Here is a 17327-nt window from a genome sequence, read left to right as displayed (position 1 = left end):
GTATGAAATGAGTAACTTTACACATCTTGATGAGCTAGAAGCTGAGGCAATATATATTATCCGTGAGGTTGCAGCAGAGTGCGAAAAGCCAGTAATGCTTTATTCAATTGGAAAAGACAGTTCGGTAATGCTACATTTGGCGCTTAAGGCTTTTTATCCAGAAAAACCACCTTTCCCATTTTTACATGTAAACACCACATGGAAGTTTAGGGAGATGATTGAATTTCGCGACCATGTGGCTGAAAAATATGGATTAGAGATGCTTGAATATATAAATGAAGATGGTGTTAAGCAAGGAATCAACCCATTTGATCATGGCAGCGCCTACACAGATATCATGAAGACTCAGGCTCTAAAACAAGCACTAGATAAATATGGATTTACTGCCGCTTTTGGTGGCGGTAGGCGAGATGAGGAAAAATCAAGAGCAAAGGAGCGAATCTTTTCATTTAGAAATTCGGCTCATGCATGGGACCCAAAGAATCAGCGTCCAGAGATGTGGAAGTTATTTAACACAAAGCTTTTTAAGGGCGAAGAGGTGAGAGTATTCCCTCTTTCAAATTGGACTGAAAAAGACATCTGGCAATATATCAAAAGAGAAAATATAGAAATACCTTCATTGTATTTTGCAAAAGAGAGACCTGTAATCTATCGAGACAACAATATCATTATGGTTGATGATTACAGACTGAAAGATAGACTTTTGCCAGGTGAGGAAATAGTAAATAAGAAGGTGAGATTTAGAACATTAGGATGTTATCCACTTACTGGCGGTGTTGAGTCAGATGCAGATACGTTAGATGAAATCATAGAAGAAACCTTAAGCGCAGTATCAAGTGAGCGTACAACACGAGTAATCGATAATGAGGCTGCAGGTTCAATGGAAAGACGAAAGAGAGAGGGGTACTTCTAGAATGCAATTACTAAAATTTATAACATGTGGTAGCGTTGATGACGGAAAGTCTACCTTAATAGGCCATATTCTATATGATGCAAAGCTGATTTATGCAGATCAGGAGAAGGCGTTGGAGCTTGATTCTAAAGTTGGAAGTAGAGGTGGCGCCATTGACTATTCATTGCTTTTAGATGGGTTGATGGCAGAGCGAGAGCAGGGCATCACAATAGATGTTGCATATCGATATTTCACCACTGACAATCGAAGCTTTATCGTTGCAGATACGCCAGGCCATGAAGAATACACAAGAAACATGGCTGTAGGTGCATCTTTTGCGGATTTATCTGTAATCCTTATAGATGCAAAGCAAGGGGTGCTGGTACAAACAAAGAGACATGCCAGAATCTGTTCGCTAATGGGAATTAGACACTTCGCATTTGCGGTAAACAAAATGGATTTGGTCTCCTACAGCAAGGCCCGTTTTGAAGAAATCACAGAACAAATCAACGAGCTTGCAGCAGAGCTAAAGCTTGAAAATGTTGTTATTATCCCAGTGTCAGCCACAGAAGGAGATAATGTTACAACACGTTCTGAAAACATTGATTGGTATACAGGCCCAGTGTTACTTGAGTATTTGGAAAATGTGGATGTGTCTGCAAGTACAACAGAAACGGGATTCTATTTGCCAGTGCAGAGGGTGTGCAGACCAAATCATACTTTCAGAGGCTTCCAGGGGCAGGTGGAGGCAGGCAGCCTGCAGGTAGGAGATGAAGTAGTCATCTTGCCAAGCAAAGAGCAGGCAAAGGTAAAGAGTCTTCATGTTTTAGATAAAGAGGTAGATGAAATCACCATAGGCCAGGCTGTAACAGTCCAGCTTGATAGAGAAGTAGATGTATCAAGAGGCTGTGTCCTTGCAAAAGATGTAGAGCTTGGTGTTTCAAGTTCACTAGAGGCAACTCTTTTATGGATGGATGATGAGGAGCTTGAGCAGGGAAAGAATTTCTTCGTGAAGCTTGGCACAAAGCTGATACCTGGAGTTGTTAAGGATATTAGGAACACAATAGATGTTAATACAGGGGAAAAACGTGAAGCATCCACATTAAAGAAAAATGAGATTGCTGTTTGCGAACTAAAGCTGGCGGACAATATTGTTTTATCTACATTTGAAACTCACAAAACCCTTGGCGAGCTTATTCTTATTGATAGAGTTACAAATATGACATCGGCTTGTGGTGTTGTTACACAGATTTACAAGGAGGATGGCTTTGAGGCAAGCCATGAAATAGACAGGGAAGCAAGAAGTAATTGGAAGGGGCAAAGAGCAATTACTGTCGAATTTCCTATAGGAAGAGCTGGAATAGATTTAAATCTTGTTAAGAAAGTGGAAAGGGAGTTGAGCAATAGAGGGCGTCATACCTATCTGTTTGCGCCTACTTCAACCCATGGAATAAAGGGTATTGTCAAACACTTAAATGATGCGGGAGTGCTAGTGTTACTTGCAGCATATCCTACTGTAGATACATCTATTTTCAGAGAGACCAGAGGCTATTACAGTGATTGGATTGAGGCTGATAAAATCACTGTTAATGAGGCAGCAGATTTTGTATATAAGGCATCAGGAATTCATGGTGATCTTGCAGTAGGCGGCGATTTTATTTGACAAAACACCAAAAAGAAAATAATATAAAAGCCTATTAATTAGATAGGAAAATAAAAGCAGATGGTTTCCATCTGCTTTTGGTGCGTTTTAATATAGAGGTAAATATGAAGGAAATAACATTCGAAGAGCTTACAAAACTTAACAAGGATAAATATATACTTGTTGATACCAGAAATGAGGGAAGCCTTAAATATGGTATGATTCCTGGGGCTATCAGTATTACCCACGAATTGTTTGAAACTGATTTAGATGGTGTGGTGGCAAAGCTTGATAAGTCAAAGAAGATTGTTTTGTACTGCGTTCGAGGCCAGATTTCAATGGAGGATGCAGATATTTTATCTGAACAGGGTTTTGATGCTGTAAGTCTAACGGGTGGCTACAATAGTTATCTTTCGGCCATGATGGATAAGCAAAACAGCGAGGCCGAGGATGAGATTAGTGAAAAGACTGCCGAGATAGAAAAGAGTATTAGAAAGAAATTTCATAAAAGCCTTTTCTCTCCATTTGCAAGAGCCTGTAAGACATATGAGCTTATAAAAGAAGGGGATCACATTGCAGTGTGCATTTCTGGTGGTAAGGATTCCATGCTGATGGCAAAGCTTTTTCAGGAAATAAAGCGTCATCAGAAGGTTAATTTTGAATTGACATTCCTAGTAATGGATCCAGGCTATAGTGAGGTTAATCGTCGCTTAATCGAAAGTAATGCAAAGCTTATGGGCATACCAATTGTCATTTATGAAAGTGATATTTTTGATGCTGTAGATACAGTTGACAAAAATCCTTGTTATCTTTGTGCTAGAATGCGTCGAGGACATTTGTATTCAAAGGCAAAGGAACTTGGCTGCAACAAAATAGCCCTTGGTCACCATTATGATGATGTTATAGAGACTATTCTTATGGGAATGCTTTATGGTGCACAGATTCAGACAATGATGCCTAAGCTTCATTCTACAAATTTCGAGGGAATGGAACTTATTAGACCTTTATATCTTGTTCGACAGGATGACATCATTGCTTGGCAAAGATATAATGGGCTTCATTTCTTGCAGTGCGCGTGTCATTTTACGGAGACATGTGACAGCTGTTCAGTTGATGGAACCAGTGCATCAAAGCGCCTTGAGACCAGAAACCTGATTGCTGAACTTAAGAAGGTAAATCCATACGTGGAATCTAATATTTTCCGCAGTGTTGAAAACGTAAATCTTGCCACAGTAATTGCCTATAAGCAGGATGGGGTTAAACATCATTTCCTTGATGAATATGACAAATAAATAATTCGTATAAACGATATAGTTTTTTTGATAGAGCTAGCTATAGATTTGATTTATAGCTAGCTCTAATTTTATTTAGGAACTGCAGATATTGAAGCGGAGGCTATTATTTGTTATTATCCTATCAACCTAGTAGGCAATTGGAGAATAAGGGAGTATGTTGGATGAATTTTAATACTAAATTACTTCATGATGGAGTAAAAAAAGAGCCAAATGGAGCAACATTTCCTCCTATATTTCAAAGTAGTGCATTTGCCCAGGAATCAGCAGAAGATTTAGCGGGAATCTTTGAGAATAAGAAGATGGGCTACTGTTACACGAGGGTGGCTAATCCTACTGTATCATCCTTTGAAGAGAGAATTACAAAGCTCGAAGGTGGAATAGGATCGGTAGCCTGTGCATCGGGCATGGCAGCATTGTCAATGGCGCTACTAAATATTTTAGAGGCAGGAGATGAAATAATATCAAGTGCAAGTCTATACGGTGGATCCATAGATTTGTTTAGAGACATTGAGGCTTTTGGAATTAAGACAAAATATGTAAAGAACAACGATTGGGAAGAAATTGAAGCCGCATTTAATGAGCGGACCAAGGTGGTATTTGCAGAGACCATCGGGAATCCCTGTTTGGACGTAACTGATGTAGATAGGCTTGCAAAAATTGCTCATAGTCATGGCGTGCCGCTGATAATTGACAATACCACGGCCACCCCATATTTAATAAGAGTATTAGACCATGGGGCTGATATTGTAGTGAATTCTTCATCAAAGTACATCAATGGAAGCAGTAATTCAATAAGTGGTGTGCTTACGGATAGCGGACATTTTAAATGGACAAAAGAACGCTATCCAGTCTTAGGAGAGTACATAAAGTATGGGCCATTTGCATATATATCGAAAATGCGAAGTGGATTATACAGAAATATTGGAACATGTCTTTCACCATTTAATGCATACTTGAATGTACTAGGGCTAGAGACACTTGGACTTAGAATGGATAAGCAATGTAGCAATGCATTAAAGCTAGCAAGCTGGTTGCAGGAGACTTATTCAGATATACAGGTCAATTATCCAGGACTTGAGTCCAGCAATTGGCACACTATCGCAAATACGATATTAAAAAATGGATACGGGGCAATCCTTACTATTAGAACAGGCTCTAAAAAACGAGCCTTCGAAATAATGAATAAGCTCACCATTCCATACATACTATCAAATATAGGAGATACAAAAACTTTGGTTGTGCATCCCTCTTCGACTATTTCGTTACATAGTACGCAGAAGGAACTTGAGGATGCTGGGGTTTACGATGATTTAATACGCATCAGTGTAGGAATCGAAGATGTGGAAGATATCATCGAAGACTTCCGTAACGCAATAAGTTAGATTTTCTAGTGTCTGATTAAATTAGAGACGCTCATGATCTGGGCAAGCGCGAGTAGGGAGCGCCATGCCGAGCATGGGAAGGACCTACGCCGGCGGGAGGGCGCCCATGCGAAGGTATGGAGGGTGCCCTACGGGAGCATGTAAAACTAAAAAACTAAGAAGCGTCTCGTAAGAAAAGGAGTAAATATGGCAGAAAAGATAGATTATAAGGCTTTGAAGGCTGGCGGCTTCATGAAGCAGGTACAAAAAGGATATGGCTCACTAAGAATTCAGGTTGTGGGCGGAAATTTAGATGTTAAGGGGGTTAAGGCAGTAGCTGATGTGGCAGAAAAGTATGGTCACGGCTATGTGCATATGACATCTCGCCAGGGAATAGAGATTCCTTTTATTCATGTAAATGATTTGGATAAGGTAAAAGAAGAACTTGCAGCAGGTGGAGTTGGAGCCGGCGTATGTGGACCTAGAGTCCGTACTATTACAGCCTGTCAGGGCTCGGAAATCTGTCCAAGTGGATGTATTGACACATACACTTTGGCAAAGGAATTGGATGCAAGATATTTTGGTAGAGAGCTTCCACATAAATTTAAGTTTGGCGTAACAGGATGCCAGAATAACTGCTTAAAGGCAGAGGAAAATGATGTAGGAATCAAGGGCGGCATGACTGTAGAGTACAAGGAAGATGCTTGTATTTCCTGCGGAGTATGCGTTAAGGCTTGCCGTGAGAGCGCCCTTTCAATGAAGGATGGCAAGGTTGAAATTGATGAGAGCAAGTGTAATCATTGCGCTCGTTGCGTAAAGAGTTGCCCAACAGATGCTTGGCTCGGCACACCGGGATACATCGTATCCTTTGGAGGCACCTTTGGCAACAAAATACACAAAGCCGAAGAGCTTGTTCCAATCATTCGTGATAAGGAAACGCTCTTCCGCGTCACAGATGCAGCCATCGATTACTTCGAGGCTAACGCGAAGTCATCTGAACGCTTCCGCGGAACCCTTACTCGCCTCGGCGACGAAGGCCTCCGCGAAGTGCTGGACAAGGCGTATGGAACAGTAAATTATTAGATGAGTCGGTAGTTGACAAGCTCTTTGATTTCTCAAGCGAAGCTTTCTTCAGCTGAGCGGAGAAATACTAAGGCTTGTCAGCGTAACCGACGGACTGGAGGTAGAATATGAGTGAAGTTTTAGAATTTGATGAGCAGGTAGATATTACGGATAAGGTTTGTCCGCTTACATTTGTTACTGCGAAGGTGGCAATAGAGGAGCTTGAGGATGGCGAAGTGTTGGCAGTTCGCATGAATGATGGTGAGCCAGTTCAGAACGTGCCTCGTTCCTTTAAGGAGGATGGCCATCAGATTTTGAAGCTAATTGATAATGAGGATGGAACATATACTTTGTTTGTGAGAAAGGTGGAGGAATAGTATGGCAGTGAGAATTTATACAGATGATTTTTCTGCAAAGGTTCTTGAGAGTAATGTGCCAGTTGTGGTGGATTTTTATTCAGACTCATGCATTACATGTAAGAAGCTGGCGCCTACACTTTGTGTCATTGAGGAAGAGTATGAAGGCAAGCTTAACGTGTTTAAGGTAAATACTAATTATGATACAAAGCTTGTAGAAGAATATGAAATTAAGGCTAATCCAACGCTTATCTTATTTAAAGATGGAAAGGCTGTTGGAAAGCAGGTTGGCCCAAGAGACTATGATGATTTAGTGGATTGGATTGAAGAATATATTTAATGAATCAGGAGGATATTTGTTATGACAATTACTGTTGCTGGAGAAAAGAAGGAATATAAGGACGGGTTAACACTGCCAGAGCTTATTGAGCTTGAGAAAGTGGAGACACCTCAGTATGTTACAGTTTCTATTAATGATGAATTTATATTAACAGAAAATAGAGATACTACAGTCTTAAATGAAGGCGATAGTGTTGAGTTTCTTTACTTCATGGGAGGTGGCTGCTAATGGCAATGACAGATCAGCAGATTGAACGTTATAGCCGCCATATTATCCTTAAGGAAGTTGGGGCAAAGGGACAAAAGAAGCTTTTAAATTCAAGCGTATTGATCATTGGTGCAGGCGGTCTTGGTGCACCGGCAGCAATGTATCTTGCTGCGGCTGGCGTTGGTAAAATCGGTATCGTAGATGCGGATGAGGTTGATTTATCCAATCTTCAGCGTCAGATTATTCATAGCACAGCAGATATAGGCAAGCCAAAGGTTAAATCTGCCAAAGAAACAATGAATGCAATGAACCCGGATGTTGAGGTTGTTACCTACCACAAATTTGTTGATTCAACAAATATTAGAGAATTGATTCGTGAATATGATTTTGTTATTGATGGTACAGATAATTTTCCGGCAAAGTTCCTTATAAATGATGCTTGTGTAATGGAGAAGAAGCCATTTTCTCATGCAGGAATTATTCGCTTTAAGGGCCAGCTTATGACATACGTGCCTGGTGAAGGTCCATGCTACAGATGTGTATTTAAGAATCCGCCTCCAAAGGATGCGGTGCCTACATGTAAGCAGGCAGGCGTAATTGGCGCTATGGGCGGTGTTATTGGCTCACTTCAGGCTATGGAAGCTATTAAATACATTGTTGGCGTAGGAGATTTGCTGACAGGCAAGCTTCTTACCTATGATGCTGTAAATCAGGATTTTAGAAAGATTAAGCTTCCTCATGACACCAGTACCTGCCCTGTGTGTGGGGCAAATCCTACTATCACAGAGCTTATTGATTATGAGCAGGAGGTTTGTGAGGAAACAGCAGGCAGATTTGAGGTTAAAAATGAAAATAATTAGAATGGATTATCGTATATACGATGAACTTGTAGCATATGCAACTGAACATCTTCCTGAAGAGGCCTGTGGATTGCTTGCAGGAAAAGAAAAAGATGGCGGGTTTACTGTAGAAAAGATATACTACTTAGAGAATATTGATCATTCTACTGACCATTTTACTCTTGACCCTAAAGATCAGATGTTGGCAATTAAGGATATGCGAAGTCTTGATTTAAAGCCATTAGGCAATTGGCATTCTCATCCAGAGTCTCCGTCGAGACCTTCGGAAGAGGACATTAGGTTGGCCTTTGATTCCAAGGCCAGTTATATGATTTTATCATTAATGGCAGCAAATCCGGTGCTTAATAGCTTTCATATAGAAGATAAAAATGTAGAAAAAGAAGATCTAAGAATCATTTCAGAAAAGTATTATTACTAGATGAGGAGAAATTGAATGAAATTAACAGCAAGAGAAATATCATTTGTAGGATTATTTGCAGCACTTATAACAGTGGGAGCTTTTATTAAAATAGATATCCCTTTACCACTTTATACAATGCACTTTACTTTTCAGTGGCTATTTGTATTATTAGCAGGATTTATCCTTGGCAAAAAGCTAGGAAGTCTTAGCGTATTGACATATATATTAGTTGGTCTTGCGGGAGTTCCTGTTTTTGCAGCAGGTGGTGGAATTGGCTATGTTTTACGCCCAGGATTTGGTTTTTTATTAGGATTTATTTTAGCTGCATTTTTAATTGGATACTACACTGAAAAGCTACCATCCAAAAATCTGCTTTATCTTATTATTCCGGCAACCATTGGACTTATTGCATATTACAGTGTAGGTGCGGTATATTTTTATTTAATAAAGAATCTATATGTGGGTGAAGCAGTGTCTTTTGCAGTAGTAGTGGTTCAGTATTGCCTAATTACTGTGTTGCCGGATTTCATACTATGTGTATTGGCAGCAAGCCTTTCGGCACAGCTCATACCTGCATTTAAGAAAATAGTTTTAGTAAATGCATAGAGGTAATAATGAATATTAAGATAGGAACACGTGGCTCGAAACTGGCCTTAGCTCAGGCAAATTATGTCCTTGATACATTAAAGGAAAGATTTCCAGATAATGAGTACGAGATAGTGGTTATAAAAACAACAGGTGATTTGGACCAGACAAGGCCACTAGATGCAATCGGTTCAAAGGGAATTTTTACAGAAGAAATTGAGCAGGCATTACTTAATGATGAGATACAGCTTGCGGTGCATTCCATGAAGGATATGCCAGATTCTATAAAAGAGGGACTGATATTTGCAGATCCATGGAATAGGGAAGATGCCAGGGATGTTCTGATTCTTAATCCTATAAATGGTAAGAAAGTAAAATCCCTTGATGAACTGCCTAAGGGGGCAAATATTGCCACAGGAAGCAAAAGGCGTTCATATCAGCTTTTATCACTTCGTCCAGATATTAATATTTTTCCAATCAGAGGAAACATTGATACAAGAATTAGAAAGCTAAGAGAGGGCCTCGAGGATGGCACTCACTTAGATGGAATCGTAATTGCAGCGGCAGGCATAAAGCGAATTGGCCGAGCAGATGAAATATCAGCATATTTTGATGTGGATGAAATGATTCCGGCTCCAGCGCAGGGCACACTCGCTATAGAGCTAAAGGGTGATAATAAAGATTTGCTTGATATGGTGAATTCATTCTCCGACGATACAATCAAAAATATTACATTTTTGGAGAGAGGATTCCTTAAAAAGATAGGTGGCGACTGTCATTTGCCAATAGGCGCTTACGCCAGTGTTACATCGGATGGTTATGAGCTTAGAGCCTTATTTGGAACTGAGGATGGCAGCAGGCTTGCAAACACCAAAGTGATAGCGGCTGATGCTACAGAGGAATTGATAGATAGGGCTGTTTCTGATATCAGAAGACAGCTGGAGGATAAATAGTGAGTGGAAAAGTTGTTTTACTTGGAGCAGGTCCTGGAGAATGGGGCCTGCTCACTTTAAAAGGAGCAGAAATTCTAAAACAGGCAGATTGTGTAATTTATGATCGTCTTTTAAATGAAGGTTTTTTAGATTTGACGCCGCAAGGGTGTGAAAAGATTTTTGTTGGCAAAGAGAATCATTTTCATGTAATTCCACAGGATGAGATCAATGAGCTTTTGTTTAAGAAAGCCTGTGAGCATAAATTAGTAGTTCGCCTTAAGGGCGGTGATCCATATGTATTTGGAAGAGGTGGAGAGGAAGCCTTATATCTCATTGATAAAGGAATTGAAGTGGAAGTTATTCCAGGAATTAGTTCTTCGGTTGCAGCACTATCAGCAGCGGGCATTCCAATCACTCATAGAGGACTTGCCAAAGGTTTTCAGGTCATCACAGCCCACAGTAGAAAAGATAAGGCAACAGATATTGATTATAGCAAGCTGACAGATGAGAAGATTACCCTTGTTTTTCTGATGGGACTGGCCCATGTGGGAGAAATTGCGCAGGGATTACTTAATGTAGGTAGAAGTAGTGACACTCCAGTGGCGGTTGTTTCAAACGGAACCACAAATCATCAAAAGAAGTGCGTTGGCACTTTAGAGACAATAGAGAAGCTTGTGGTGGAAGCTGAATTGGAATCTCCAGCAATCATTGTGGTTGGTGAGGTAGTAAAGCTATCGGACACTCTCAATTTCTTCGAAAAGCGGCCATTGTTTGGTCGTAAATATTTTCTGCCAAAGATAGAAAGCTTTGAGTATTCGTTAAAGGAAAGAAAGCCTGCTTCTACTAATGAGCTTGAATCGAAGCTTATGGAAAATGGTGCAGAAATAATTTCCATTAAAACAGGAAAGATTATGCCAAAGGGTATCGACTTAAGCTTTCTAAGCAAGATGACAGAAAATGACATTATTGCTTTCACCAGCGCAAACGGTGTCAAAGCTTTTTTCTATAATCTGTTCGAGGTAGCTGGAAAGGATTTGCGTGCCATCCACAACTGCCATTTTGCAGTTGTTGGCAAGAAGACCTATGACACATTAGCTTCATTCGGTATTCGTGCAGATATCGTATCTACGAAGCAGTCTGGAAAAGATTTGGCAGATGTTATCAATAGAAGAGTGACACTATCTTCTGATGTTTACTGGATTTGTGCGGCCAAGCAAGCAGGTGGATTTGAAGATAATCTTAGCGAACGCTTTAATCTTACTAAAGTTGTAAGCTATGAAAATGTGCCAAATTCCTTTACAATAGATGACAGTCATAAAGCAGATATAATGAACTGTGATGGGGCTATATTTACAAGTGGAAGCGCAGCTAGCATAAGTATAGATGCGCTAGGAGGGCAGCTTCCATTTTATATATACTCTATCGGAAAAAGCTGCAGTAATGAAATTAGAAAAAATGGATTTGATGATATAATAGAATCTAGTGAATCGTCATATTCAGCTTTAGTCGAATTGTTAATAGAAAGTTATTAAGGATAAGAAAATGATTATTAATACGGGGCAACGCACCGATATACCGGCCTTTTTTCCTAAATGGTTGGCAAACAGGCTGAAGGAAGGCATGGTATGCGTGCGTAATCCTTATAATCCTACCCAGGTAAGTAGGTACAAATTGAATCCAGAGGTGGTGGATGCTATTGGCTTTTGCAGCAAGAATCCAGCACCTTTTTTTCCGTACTTGAATCTTGTAAAAGAATATGGACAGTATTGGTACATCACAATCACGCCTTATGGAAAAGACATTGAGCCAGGTGTTCCAGAGAAATCTACAGTAATGGAATCCTTTAAGTTTTTGTCTAAGACTGTTGGTATCAATCGAATCGGGTGGCGCTACGACCCAATCTTTATTGATGAGAAATATACAGTGGATTTTCACATTGAAGCTTTTACGAAGATGGCTGCAAACCTGCGAGGTTACACCAATCATGTAGTAATAAGCTTTATTGATATATATGACAAGGTAAAGAGAAATTTTCCCGAAGCTGTGCCAGTATTGGCTGATGACAAAGTGAGGCTTGGTCAGAAAATAATTGAGATAGCTGCAAAAAATGACATGGTAGTAAAGCCTTGTGCCGAAGGCGATTTTTTAGGTAGATATGGTGCTGATTGCAGCGGATGCATGACAGTAGAAATGTATGAAAAAGCAATAGATGCACACATCATCGCACCAAAATCAAATGTCAAACCTGCTCGTGCAACCTGCGCCTGCTACTTAGGAGCAGACATAGGTGCATATGATACATGTAAGCATTTTTGCAGGTATTGTTACGCCAATAATGATCTTGATTATGTTGCCCAAAACAACAGGCTACACGATGATAATTCACCATTCTTAGTGGGCAATTATCGTAAAGACGATATCATTCATGATGTCCCACAGAAATCCTGGATTGACAATCAAATGAATTTATTTGATTTCTAGCCCTAGGAATTAACCAAATCACTGAGCTTCTTTCCATAGAAGAAATCTCTTTCAAGTAGATAAAATTCAGTCCACATAGGAAGCGTCTTGCACACATTTTCCCGAGGGCAATCAGTTGCGCCATCTGCAAGACAAGCAACGGGTGCGAGGCTTCCTTCTAACAGCTCTATAATCTCTCCAATAGAATACTCATCAGGCTTTCTTGTAAGCTTGTAGCCACCTCCCTTGCCACTTACACCAGCAACAAGTCCACCATGAACAAGCTCTTTAACTATAATCTCTAAATACTTCTTTGAAATATCTTGACGTTCAGCAATATCCTTAAGAGGAATATATTCTTCAGGATTCTGCTGTGCTAAATCTATCATGACACGAAGCGCGTATCGTCCTTTTGTACTAAACATATTTGCTCCTCCTATATTTTTTTAATATCTTTATTAACCTATTTTACGATAGGTAAGTAGGTAATTGCAATCATTGATTGCAAGCATTCACAGTTTTTATAGGGCCCTGCCCACTCTAACCGTCGGCTGCTGCTCACATGAGGGGGGACATTGCATGAATATTACGTTTTTCTAATGGACCATTTAGGCATCCTTATTTACATGTGTCTTTTGCAGGTCTGTACAGTTTGAAACAATGTTTTTAATTGGCGGACACACAACATAGTATAAATTGTACTTCTTAGACTGAGGGGGACTTGGTTGATTTTGAAGCGAGCTTAGTAACATAAAAGCAGGTTTTGCAATATATAAGCATGCGCTGCCATGGACGGCAGCGCAAGTGGTCACTTAAAACACGATGTTGAATGTGCCACGGTGATTATATATGCAAAACCTGCTTTGTCATGTTACTTAGCAAGCGGAATATGAAACCAAGTCCCCTCAGTCTGAAAAGTACACTATAAACTTCAATGTCCGCCCCTCATGTGAGCAGCAGTAGGAGGTTAGAGGGGGCAGGGCACAGCATGGCTGTGAATGCTTGTGGCTATAAATATAATTGAGAAGCAGCTATTATTTTTTGCGATTATAAAACCTATTGACCTAGTAGGTAATGTGGTTTAATATATCTGACATAGCAAACGAGAAAGGAGGTAACACATGAAAAACATTTTATGCTTTGGTGATTCAAATACATACGGACTTAGACCAGATAATGGTGATAGATATTCAAGCGATGATCGTTGGACAGGAATTCTTACTAAGAAGCTTGGAACGAATGATTACAGAATCGTCGAGGAAGGGCTTTGTGGAAGAACGACAGTTTTCGAGGATAACACTCGCATCGGAAGAAATGGCTCTCTTTACTTACCGGTTTTCTTAGAGTCACATTATCCTATCGATACAGTGGTACTAATGCTTGGAACTAACGATTGCAAAACTATATATAATGCAAGCGCTACCGTAATTGGTAGAGGCATAGAAATTCTCCTTAAACAAATTAGAGCATATAAAAGTGATATGGAAATCATTTTGATATCACCTATTCATCTGGGGGAAAGAGTTTGGATGAAACAGTATGATCCTGAATTTAATGAAAACTCAGTGGTTACCTCCAAAGAATTAAAGGCTGTATTTCAGAAGTTGGCAGAGGAATATGATTGTAAGTTTTTGGCAGCATCTGATGTGGCGAAGCCTTCAGAATTGGATCAGGAGCATATGGATGCAGAAGGTCATAGGCTTCTCGCGGGGGCGATTTTTGAAAAATTAAGCGCATAAAAATATAGAAAAGAGGATTAAAAAATGAAAAACACATTTGTAAAGAGATTAACAAGCGGACTTTTAGTAACAGGACTTTTAGCAGCATCACTTACAGGATGCGGTGGAGCATCTGATAAGGCTGCAGGCGATGACACAACAGCACAGGCAGCAGGTTCAAATGCAGGATATAGAACACTTGATGAAATTAAGGAAAGCGGAACTATCAACATCGGTGTATTTTCTGATAAGAGCCCATTTGGATATGTAGATGAGAATGGTGAGTATGCAGGTTATGATGTATATTTTGCAGAGAGAATCGGAGAGGATCTTGGTGTTGATATCAATTATGTTTCAACTGAAGCTGCTAATAGAATTGAATATCTTCAGACTGGAAAGGTAGATATCATTCTTGCTAATTTCACAGTAACAGAAGAGCGTGCCCAGGAAGTTGATTTTGCACTTCCTTATATGAACGTAGCCCTTGGAGTTGTATCACCTGATGATGCAGTTGTAGAAAGCCTTGATGATTTAGGCGCTGATGATGAAGTTATCGTTATTTCAGGAACAACAGCAGAGACATATCTTACAAAGAATTATCCAGATATCAAGCTTCAGAAGTATGATGCGTATGCAGAGGCAAAGACAGCATTTGAAAATGGCAACGGAGTTGCATGGGCAAACGATAATACAGAGGTTATCGCATTTGCGATAGAAAATGAGGGCTATACAGTTGGAATTCCATCACTTGGTGATCAGGATACAATTGCTCCAGCAGTAACAAAGGGTAATGAGACACTTCTCACATGGTTAAATGATGAGATTAAAACACTTGGCGGCGAGCAGTTCTTCCATGCTGACTATGAAGAGACACTTCTTGATACATACGGCGCAGATTATGAGGATGAGCTAGTAGTTGAGCAATAATCATCAGATTATTGCTCAGCGTAAAATGCAGTTTTCTTTGACTGCATTTTAACCAAGTTGAGGGTGGAGAAGTTAAATAAGCGAAAGGCAATTTGATTAATAATGGATATAGATATACTTAAAGAGTATATTCCGTTATATAAAGAAGCACTAATTCTTACATTGAAGATTGGATGGCAGGGCATATTCTTAAGCTTGATTTTAGGACTGATTGGCGCTGCCATTCTTCATTTTAAGGTACCAGTGCTTAAAACTATAACTGGAATTTATATTGAAATATTTAGAAATACACCGCTTTTGGTACAGTTATTTTTTATATATTTTGCGCTTCCAAAGGTTGGCATACAAATCACTGCAGAAACCTGTGGTGTTTTAGGACTTGGTCTTTTAGGTGGAGCCTACATGATAGAGACTTTTCGAAGTGGACTGGAATCAATTCCTACAATTCAAACTGAAAGTGCTTTGAGCCTAGGAATGACAAATGGCCAAACTTTCTATCATGTGATACTGCCACAGGCAGTTTCGGTGAGCGTGCCAGGATTACTTGCAAATGTAATCTTTCTTTTGAAAGAGACATCAGTATTCTCAACAATCAGTTTGATGGATTTGATGTTTACGGCTAAGGATTTAATAGGAATGTATGCAAAGACTATAGAGTGCCTGTTCCTTTTAGTTGTATTTTACTTGATAATGCTACTTCCCGTTTCTTTATTGGGAGCAATTATTGAAAGGAGGGCCCGCTATGGACAATTTGGGGATTGATGTTCTGTTTAAAGGAACCAATTTTATCAGACTTTTGCAGGGCCTTTGGGTATCAGTGGAAATCAGTATAGTTTCAGTTGTGATTAGCATTATTCTTGGACTTGTGGTAGGCGCACTTATGACTCTGGAAAAAATGTGGTTAAAAGTCATTCTTAAAATCTACCTGGAAATTGTAAGAATAATGCCTCAGATGGTGTTGCTGTTCATTGTATATTTTGGTACTACTCGAGTGTTTGGCTGGGATGTGTCAGCAGAGAGCGCTGCAATATTTGTATTTAGCTTTTGGGGAATTGCTGAGATGGGAGATCTAGTTAGAGGGTCTATAAAAAGTATTCCTAAAATTCAGTTTGAATCAGCCTTTGCTCTTGGAATGGATAAAAAGCAGACTTACTTTTACATCATCCTTCCACAGACAATTAGAAGACTGATTCCCCTTTCAATCAATCTTATTACACGTATGATTAAGACAACATCTCTTGTAATGATGATTGGTATAGTAGAAGTTTTGAAGGTGGCTCAACAGATAATAGAAGCTAATAGAAAGACTTCGCCAAATGCAGCGTTTGGTGTTTTTGCAGTAGTATTTCTGTTGTATTTTATTGTCTGCTGGCCAATCAGTAGACTTGCAGTATATTTAGAGAAAAGGTGGGCGTAATGAGCGAATTATTAAAGGTTACACACTTACAGAAAAAATTTGGTGACAATGTAGTTCTGAAGGACATAAATCTTACAGTTAAAAAAGGTGAGGTGGTTGTGATAATTGGGCCATCAGGCTGCGGGAAAAGCACATTTTTACGCTGCCTAAATGGATTGGAAGAAATCCAGGATGGTGTAATTGTGGTGGATGGTCTTCCTGTAGAGGCTGGAAAAAGAGAAATCACAAAGCTTCGCCAGAAGATAGGAATGGTGTTCCAATCATACGAACTCTTCCCACACAAAACTGTTCTGGAAAATATAATCCTCGCCCCTCTTAAGGTGCAGAAGCGTTCGAAGGAGGAAGCAATAAAAGAGGCTTTAGAGCTTCTTGATAAAGTAGGGCTTGTAGAGAAAAAGGATTATTATCCACGTCAGCTTTCAGGAGGACAAAAGCAAAGAGTTGCAATAGTAAGAGCACTTTTGATGCATCCAGATATATTGTTATTTGACGAGGTCACGGCAGCTCTTGATCCAGAAATGGTTCATGAAGTTTTAGAGACAATGCTTGCATTGGCAAAGGCTGGCTCCACAATGCTTATAGTGACTCACGAAATGTCATTTGCCAGAGCAATAGCAGATAGGGTCATATTTCTTGACAAGGGAGACATAGTTGAAGAAGCCAATGATGTGAAGGGGTTCTTTACAGAGCCTAAGACTGAAAGAGCAAAAAGATTTTTAAAGACTTTTGCATATGAATAAAGATAAAGCAGATAGGTGAGCAGATAGGTGGGCCTATCTGCTTTTTTACTGCGCTATCCACTCTGCTATAAATTGAATTTATAGCCAGCTATAATTTTTGCTTATCGTAATACCTATTGACCTAGTAGGTAAT

At 39.7% G+C, this 17327-nt stretch carries 20 protein-coding genes; 19 read left to right on the top strand and 1 reads right to left on the bottom strand.

The genetic code is table 11. The features are described from left to right. Positions 1-7 precede the first annotated feature (7 nt). The 14 genes from cysD (at position 8) to T498_RS0104545 (ending at position 12413) form a co-directional block, all read left to right on the top strand. Positions 8-913: a sulfate adenylyltransferase subunit CysD gene (gene cysD, locus T498_RS0104610; protein WP_028234911.1), complete on the top strand. Its 906-nt coding sequence runs from the start codon at positions 8-10 to the stop codon at positions 911-913. A 1-nt stretch (position 914) separates the two neighbouring features. Further along, entirely contained in the window at positions 915-2555 is a 1641-nt protein-coding gene (locus tag T498_RS14865) for a sulfate adenylyltransferase subunit 1 (protein ID WP_242839204.1), read from the top strand. Positions 2556-2659: 104 nt separating this feature from the next. After that, positions 2660-3826: an ATP-binding protein gene (locus T498_RS0104600; RefSeq protein WP_028234910.1), complete on the top strand. Its 1167-nt coding sequence runs from the start codon at positions 2660-2662 to the stop codon at positions 3824-3826. Positions 3827-3990: 164 nt separating this feature from the next. Then, positions 3991-5211, top strand: a complete 1221-nt coding sequence (locus tag T498_RS0104595; protein WP_028234909.1) for an O-acetylhomoserine aminocarboxypropyltransferase/cysteine synthase family protein — start codon at positions 3991-3993, stop codon at positions 5209-5211. Positions 5212-5397: 186 nt separating this feature from the next. After that, positions 5398-6273, top strand: coding sequence for a 4Fe-4S binding protein (locus T498_RS0104590; RefSeq protein ID WP_028234908.1), 876 nt, complete (start codon positions 5398-5400; stop codon positions 6271-6273). Positions 6274-6380: 107 nt separating this feature from the next. Beyond that, positions 6381-6629 carry a sulfurtransferase TusA family protein gene (locus tag T498_RS0104585; RefSeq protein WP_028234907.1) on the top strand — a complete coding sequence of 83 codons (249 nt, stop codon included), beginning with the start codon at positions 6381-6383 and terminating at the stop codon, positions 6627-6629. A 1-nt stretch (position 6630) separates the two neighbouring features. Next, positions 6631-6948 (top strand): thioredoxin family protein, encoded by a 318-nt coding sequence (locus T498_RS0104580; RefSeq protein ID WP_028234906.1) that lies wholly within the window; start codon positions 6631-6633, stop codon positions 6946-6948. Between the two features lie 21 nt (positions 6949-6969). Further along, positions 6970-7176: a sulfur carrier protein ThiS gene (thiS, locus tag T498_RS0104575; RefSeq protein ID WP_028234905.1), complete on the top strand. Its 207-nt coding sequence runs from the start codon at positions 6970-6972 to the stop codon at positions 7174-7176. After that, positions 7176-8015, top strand: coding sequence for a thiazole biosynthesis adenylyltransferase ThiF (thiF, locus tag T498_RS0104570; RefSeq protein ID WP_028234904.1), 840 nt, complete (start codon positions 7176-7178; stop codon positions 8013-8015). The genes thiS and thiF overlap by 1 nt, the downstream gene beginning before the upstream one ends. Continuing rightward, on the top strand, positions 8002-8433 hold the full coding sequence (locus tag T498_RS0104565; RefSeq protein WP_028234903.1) for a M67 family metallopeptidase: 432 nt from the start codon (positions 8002-8004) through the stop codon (positions 8431-8433). The genes thiF and T498_RS0104565 overlap by 14 nt, the downstream gene beginning before the upstream one ends. 15 nt (positions 8434-8448) lie before the next feature. Beyond that, positions 8449-9021, top strand: a complete 573-nt coding sequence (locus T498_RS0104560; RefSeq protein ID WP_028234902.1) for a biotin transporter BioY — start codon at positions 8449-8451, stop codon at positions 9019-9021. Between the two features lie 8 nt (positions 9022-9029). After that, on the top strand, positions 9030-9953 hold the full coding sequence (hemC, locus tag T498_RS0104555; RefSeq protein ID WP_028234901.1) for a hydroxymethylbilane synthase: 924 nt from the start codon (positions 9030-9032) through the stop codon (positions 9951-9953). Then, a complete protein-coding gene (cobA, locus tag T498_RS14860; RefSeq protein WP_036977791.1) occupies positions 9953-11464 on the top strand; it encodes a uroporphyrinogen-III C-methyltransferase in 1512 nt (503 codons plus the stop codon). Before hemC ends, cobA begins: the two co-directional genes overlap by 1 nt. A gap of 10 nt (positions 11465-11474) precedes the next feature. Then, positions 11475-12413, top strand: a complete 939-nt coding sequence (locus tag T498_RS0104545; RefSeq protein WP_028234900.1) for a DUF1848 domain-containing protein — start codon at positions 11475-11477, stop codon at positions 12411-12413. 2 nt (positions 12414-12415) lie between these two features. Here the strand turns inward: T498_RS0104545 and T498_RS0104540 are convergent, their stop codons facing one another. Continuing rightward, positions 12416-12817, bottom strand: coding sequence for an RrF2 family transcriptional regulator (locus tag T498_RS0104540; RefSeq protein ID WP_028234899.1), 402 nt, complete (start codon positions 12815-12817; stop codon positions 12416-12418). 696 nt (positions 12818-13513) lie between these two features. On the opposite strand from T498_RS0104540, the gene T498_RS0104530 reads away from it, so the two are divergent. The 5 genes from T498_RS0104530 to T498_RS0104510 all read left to right on the top strand — a co-directional run bounded on the left by T498_RS0104530 (position 13514) and on the right by T498_RS0104510 (position 17194). After that, positions 13514-14131, top strand: a complete 618-nt coding sequence (locus tag T498_RS0104530; RefSeq protein ID WP_028234898.1) for a GDSL-type esterase/lipase family protein — start codon at positions 13514-13516, stop codon at positions 14129-14131. A 24-nt stretch (positions 14132-14155) separates the two neighbouring features. Continuing rightward, the gene (locus tag T498_RS0104525; protein WP_028234897.1) at positions 14156-15037 is read left to right on the top strand and encodes a transporter substrate-binding domain-containing protein; all 882 of its coding nucleotides are present in this window, start codon (positions 14156-14158) and stop codon (positions 15035-15037) included. Between the two features lie 102 nt (positions 15038-15139). Further along, the gene (locus T498_RS0104520) at positions 15140-15799 is read left to right on the top strand and encodes an amino acid ABC transporter permease (protein ID WP_028234896.1); all 660 of its coding nucleotides are present in this window, start codon (positions 15140-15142) and stop codon (positions 15797-15799) included. After that, entirely contained in the window at positions 15780-16454 is a 675-nt protein-coding gene (locus T498_RS0104515) for an amino acid ABC transporter permease (protein WP_028234895.1), read from the top strand. Before T498_RS0104520 ends, T498_RS0104515 begins: the two co-directional genes overlap by 20 nt. After that, positions 16454-17194, top strand: a complete 741-nt coding sequence (locus tag T498_RS0104510) for an amino acid ABC transporter ATP-binding protein (protein ID WP_028234894.1) — start codon at positions 16454-16456, stop codon at positions 17192-17194. Before T498_RS0104515 ends, T498_RS0104510 begins: the two co-directional genes overlap by 1 nt. Positions 17195-17327: the final 133 nt, after the last annotated feature.

This window comes from Pseudobutyrivibrio sp. MD2005, from assembly GCF_000621865.1.
Taxonomy (GTDB): Bacteria; Bacillota; Clostridia; order Lachnospirales; family Lachnospiraceae; genus Pseudobutyrivibrio.
The sequence above is the reverse complement of the archived record's forward strand: the minus strand, read 5'-3'. Positions and strand labels throughout refer to the sequence as shown.